This window comes from Kitasatospora sp. NPDC091257, assembly GCF_044757675.1.
Classification (GTDB): Bacteria; Actinomycetota; Actinomycetes; order Streptomycetales; family Streptomycetaceae; genus Kitasatospora; species Kitasatospora lactacystinica.
Genome location: NZ_JBIVVI010000729.1, coordinates 1 through 4,692 on the forward strand (window position 1 = coordinate 1; position 4,692 = coordinate 4,692).

The 4,692-nt window shown below is 72.7% G+C and carries 6 protein-coding genes; 3 read left to right on the forward strand and 3 right to left on the reverse strand.

Features of this window, described 5'->3' with window-relative positions; all coding sequences use genetic code 11:
- Positions 1 to 126 precede the first annotated feature (126 nt).
- Positions 127 to 450 (reverse strand): hypothetical protein, encoded by a 324-nt coding sequence (locus ACIQOV_RS28300; protein WP_359910399.1) that lies wholly within the window; start codon positions 448 to 450, stop codon positions 127 to 129.
- A gap of 124 nt (positions 451 to 574) precedes the next feature.
- On the opposite strand from ACIQOV_RS28300, the gene ACIQOV_RS28305 reads away from it, so the two are divergent.
- A complete protein-coding gene (locus ACIQOV_RS28305) occupies positions 575 to 1,096 on the forward strand; it encodes a GNAT family N-acetyltransferase (protein WP_401053245.1) in 522 nt (173 codons plus the stop codon).
- A gap of 40 nt (positions 1,097 to 1,136) precedes the next feature.
- Positions 1,137 to 2,417 carry a GNAT family N-acetyltransferase gene (locus ACIQOV_RS28310; protein ID WP_401053247.1) on the forward strand — a complete coding sequence of 427 codons (1,281 nt, stop codon included), beginning with the start codon at positions 1,137 to 1,139 and terminating at the stop codon, positions 2,415 to 2,417.
- A gap of 61 nt (positions 2,418 to 2,478) precedes the next feature.
- Here ACIQOV_RS28310 and ACIQOV_RS28315 read toward each other — a convergent pair whose 3' ends face one another.
- Entirely contained in the window at positions 2,479 to 3,297 is an 819-nt protein-coding gene (locus ACIQOV_RS28315) for a TetR family transcriptional regulator (protein ID WP_401053249.1), read from the reverse strand.
- 180 nt (positions 3,298 to 3,477) lie between these two features.
- Here ACIQOV_RS28315 and ACIQOV_RS28320 point away from each other — a divergent pair, with 180 nt between their 5' ends.
- Positions 3,478 to 4,059: a GNAT family N-acetyltransferase gene (locus ACIQOV_RS28320; protein ID WP_401053251.1), complete on the forward strand. Its 582-nt coding sequence runs from the start codon at positions 3,478 to 3,480 to the stop codon at positions 4,057 to 4,059.
- A gap of 65 nt (positions 4,060 to 4,124) precedes the next feature.
- Here ACIQOV_RS28320 and ACIQOV_RS28325 read toward each other — a convergent pair whose 3' ends face one another.
- Positions 4,125 to 4,604 (reverse strand): macro domain-containing protein, encoded by a 480-nt coding sequence (locus ACIQOV_RS28325; RefSeq protein ID WP_401053253.1) that lies wholly within the window; start codon positions 4,602 to 4,604, stop codon positions 4,125 to 4,127.
- Positions 4,605 to 4,692: the final 88 nt, after the last annotated feature.

A 4,692-nucleotide genomic window follows, 5' to 3' on the forward strand; every position in this document is an offset into this window, starting at 1 on the left:
CACCCCCTCGGCGGCGGCCGCGAGGACCGGGTCGAGCGCGATCAGGGCGTCCCCGGAACCGGTTCGGCGCGAGGTACTCGGCACCGAGGGCGTCCGGGAGGCCGAGCCGGCCGCCGCCCCACCGGGCTACCGGCCGGCCACGGCGGCCACCGCCCGGCGGCTGTCGCGCAGCCGCACCACTGTCCAGCCCCAGAGCGCGGCGACCGGGAGCGACACGAGGAAGACGGCGAACGCGCCGCCGACCCGGCCGATCATCTCGGAGTCGCAGACCTCGGCCAGGTGGAAGCCGGTCGGCTGGTAGAAGGCCGGTGAGCCGCACAGCCCGTTGCCCGGCGCGAGGACCAGCCAGAGCGCCCAGAGCCAGCCGGCCACGGTCAGCCCGCCGACCAGCTTCGCCGTCAGCGCCCGGCCCTCGTACTCCTTCAGCCTGCGGACGTACTCGTCCTCCATGGTTCCCCCCGAAGCGGATCGTCTGCACCTGAACCGGCACGAGGATGCCAGGCGGGCCCGCCCGGGCGCCACTGTCGGTGGGGCGCGCTAGCGTGACCGCGCGAACCGATACTGAGGAGGCGTCGTGCGACTGCGGGATGTTCGGGCGGGGGACGTCGAGGCGTACGTCCGGATGCGCTGCGACCCGGTGATGATGGCCGAACTCGGCGGCCCGCTGCCCCGGGCGCGGGTTGAGGAGCGGCTGCGCAGGGACCTGGCCCTGGTGGCCGGGGACAGCTCCTGGATCAGGATGATCGTGCCGGACGGCGCGCAGGACGGAGAGGCGGCGGGCACCGTCACGCTCTGGTCGGACCAGGAGGACGGCGAGAGCTTCTCCGAGATCGGCTGGATGGTGCTGCCCGAGTACCAGGGGCGCGGCCTCGCCAAGGCGGCCGTCCGCAGGGTGCTGGACGCCGCCGCCGAGGACGGCCGCTGGGGCGAGGTGCACGCCAACCCGGGGACCACCAACGGACCGTCCAACGGGATCTGCCGGGCGCTCGGATTCCGGCTGGTCGGCGAGCGGGACCTGGACTTCGCGGACCGCGTCCTGCGCACCAACCACTGGGTGGTGGTGCCCGGCGAGCACCACGGGTCGGGCACGGAATAATTCGGATGCCACCCCCGGAGGGCCGCCGTACGGTGGCCCCATGGGCAACAGCATCGATCACACGGACATCGACAGCGTGAGCGGGCTCCAGGTCCGGGCCGTCTCGGTGGACGAGGTGGCGGAGTGGAACCGGGCGCTCAACTTCGGCTTCCTGCGCCCCGACGTGGCCGTCGCGCCGGACCTGCGCCGTCGGCAGTGGGAGCCGGGCCGGATGCTGGCCGGTTTCGACGGCGAGCGCCAGATCGCCACCTTCCGCAGTTTCGACGCCGAACTGACCGTCCCGGGCGGCGCCGTCGTCCCGGCCGACGCCATCACCAACGTCACGGTCAGCGCCACCCACCGCCGCCGCGGCCTGCTCAACGCGATGATGCGCAGGGACCTCGCGGGCGCCGCCGAGCGCGGCAGCGCGGTCGCGATCCTGGCCGCCGCCGAGTACAACATCTACGGCCGGTTCGGCTTCGGCCCGGCCACCCGGGGCGGCGGTTGGAACATCGAGCTGCGCCGCACCCGGGGTCTGCGCGAGGGCCTGCCCGGTGTCCCCGGCGGCCGGATCGACTTCGTGACCATGGCGGAGCTGCGCGAGCTGGGCGCGGAGCTGTACGAGCGCTGGCGGCGCACCCAGTCGGGCGCGATCGACCGCGACGCGCTCTGGTGGGAGCGCACGGTCGGCGAAGTCCGGTCACCGGGCGACGAGTTCAAGGAGCCGTTCGCCGCCGTCCACCGGGACGCCGCCGACGTGGTCACCGGCCTGGTGGTCTACCGGATCGGGACCAAGTGGGACGGCGCCTACCCCGACTGCAAGCTCACCGTGGACGACTTCATCGCCCTCGACCTGCCCACCGCCGTCGAACTCTGGCGCCTGGTGCTGTCCGTCGACTGGGTGGCCAGGGTCGAGGTGTGCAGGCTCGGCCCGGACGACCCGCTGCCGCTGCTGCTCCAGGACCCGCGCGCGGCCACCCCGCACGAGGACAACGCGGACGTCGTGTGGCTGCGGGTGCTGGACGTCGAGGCCGCGTTCCGCGCCCGCAGCTACGGCGCCCCCGGTCGGGTGGTGCTGGAGGTCGACGACAAGCTGGGCTACGCCTCCGGCCGTTGGGCGCTGGAGACGGCCGAGGACGGCACCGGCCGCTGCACCCGGACCACGGACGACGCCGACCTCGCGCTCGGCGCCTCGGAGTTGGGCTCGCTCTACCTGGGCGCGGAGACGGCGTCGAGGCTGGCCGCGGCCGGCCTGGTCGGCGAGCTGCGCCCGGGGGCGGCGGCCGCCGTGGACCTGCTGCTGCGCACCCCGGTGCGGGCCTGGACGCCGACCGAGTTCTGAGCCCGTTCCCGCACCGGAGGCCGGCCCGTTCGCGGGCCGGCCTCCGGTGTTGCCGCGGGCGCTACGTGACCGCCGTCTTGCCGATGGTGGGCAGGATGAAGTCCTGGATCAGGCCCTTGGCGTCACGGACGATCGGCCGGAACACCCGGTAGCGCGAGAGGTTGATCACCCGGGCCGCCATGGGGGTGGACCGGCGGACGAACTCCCGCGTGCGCTCGGTGTCCTCGGTCCGGTCGAAGACCCAGTAGAGGACCACGATCATCAGGTACAGCCAGAGCACGTCGGGCAGGAGCTCGACCAGTTCGGCGTCCAGTTTGGGCGCCAGCTCCGAGCCTTGGAGGACGTCGCGGAACAGTTCGACCGCCGTCGCCCGGGCCGGGTGGGAATCGTTGGAGAACGGGCTCAGCGAGCTGGTCGGGTCGGCCGCCGTCCGGAAGAACTGCGCGGCGAACTCGTGGTACGGCGCGGCCGTGTCGAGCCAGGAGGTCAGTGCGATCTCCAGCCGCTCGGAGAAGTCCCGGGTGTGGGACATCCGGCGCTTGGCGTCGGCCGCGTGCTCGTAGGTCATCCGGTCGTAGAACCCCTGGATCAGGAATTCCTTCGCCGAGAAGTAGTAGTACGCGTTGCCCACCGAGACGCCGGCCTCGGTGGCGATGGCGCGCATGGTGGTCTTCTCGTAGCCCCGTTCCTGGAACAGCCGCATGGCGGTCTCCAGGATCAGGGCACGGGTCGCCTCACTCTTGTCGGTCTTGGGCTGGGCCCGGCCGCCGGGCAGTGCTCCGCCCTCCGGCCCGGTCCCGCTCCCCGGGTCGGGCGCGGCCGGAGCCCCGGCCGTGCCGTTCTCGCCGTCCGTTCGGTTCGTCGCTGCCAGGTCGTCCACGAGCACGAGCCTAGCCGGAGACGACGTTCCATCCGGTGTCGGTGTTCGTGGCACCGGATGCCCCCTCCGCATCCGGTGCCACGGCGACCCCCCTTGTTTCGAACGCGTTCAAAAGCTGAGCGGTACTGTAGACGTATCGGTTGAACATGTTCAACTCCATCTCTGTGGGAGGCTGGTCACATGATCAGTTCAGGACTGACCGTCATCCGGCGCGGCGGAGTGCAGGACGCCGAGTCCGTCGCCGAGCTGCACGCCCACAGCTGGCGCACCACCTACCGGGGGATCGTCCCCGAGGCGGGACTGGGTGACGGGATGGTCGCCCAGCGGCGCGAACTGTGGGCACTGCGCCTGGCCACCGACTGCGCCGACTACGGCGGGCCGGAGAACACGCCCGAACTGCTGGTCGCCGAACGGGCGGGCGCGACGGTCGGATTCATCTACCTCGTCCCGCAGCCGGACGGCGGGGTGCTGATCGACAACCTGCACGTCCGCCCCGGCCTGAACGGCGGCGGCATCGGGCGCGAGCTGCTGACCGCGGCCCGCACCCATGTCGCCGAGCGGCACCCCGGGGCCGGACTCTCCCTGGAGGTGCTGCGGGACAACACCCGCGCGATCGCCTTCTACGAGCGCGAGGGCGCCGAGCGGGTCCGGGCACAGGAGGGCGAGTTCCCCGGAGGGTTCCTGCTGCCCGAGTACGTGTACGCCTGGCCGGCCGCGCGCGTGGCGGTCGGGTCCGACCGGGCGGAGCCGGCGGACCGGTAGGAACCGGTCGACGGAACGGTGGAGAGGCGGATCGGTGGAAGGGGAGGACCTGCTGGAGCAGGCCGTCAGTCGATGTCGTAGACGGTCACCGGTACGCCCCGGGCCGTCAGCCGGGCGGTGACCAGCGGCTCGACCCGGTCCCACCGCCCGCCCGCCAGGCCGCAGCCGATCCGCGGCATGTGGACGGAGGCACCGAGCCGGAGCGCGTGCTCACCGAGTGCGGCCAGTCCGGTGTCGATCGCCTCGTACCGCACCGGCACCCCGGTCGAGCGCCCCGTGCGGATGCCGCGCTGGCCGACCAGGTTGGCCACCCAGACGTGCGGATCGACCGCCACCAGTTGGACGGCGCCCAGGCCGAAGTCGTTCTTCGCCCGCTCTCGATGCCAGCGTCGGTACGCGGCCTCGGGCTCGGGCCAGCGTCTGGAGAGCGCGAGCACGAAGCCCCTGCCCCACCCGCCGAGGTCGTTGCAGACGTGCGCGATCACCTTCACGCCCTTGCCCTGGGGCGTGGTGGCATCGCCTCGGACGTACGTGATTTCCCCCATGCCTCGACGTTAGAGGGTGGGACTGACAATCTGCTCGGCATTTTCCGGCGCCCCGCTCGGCGCCCCACCCGGCGCCCCACCCGGCGCC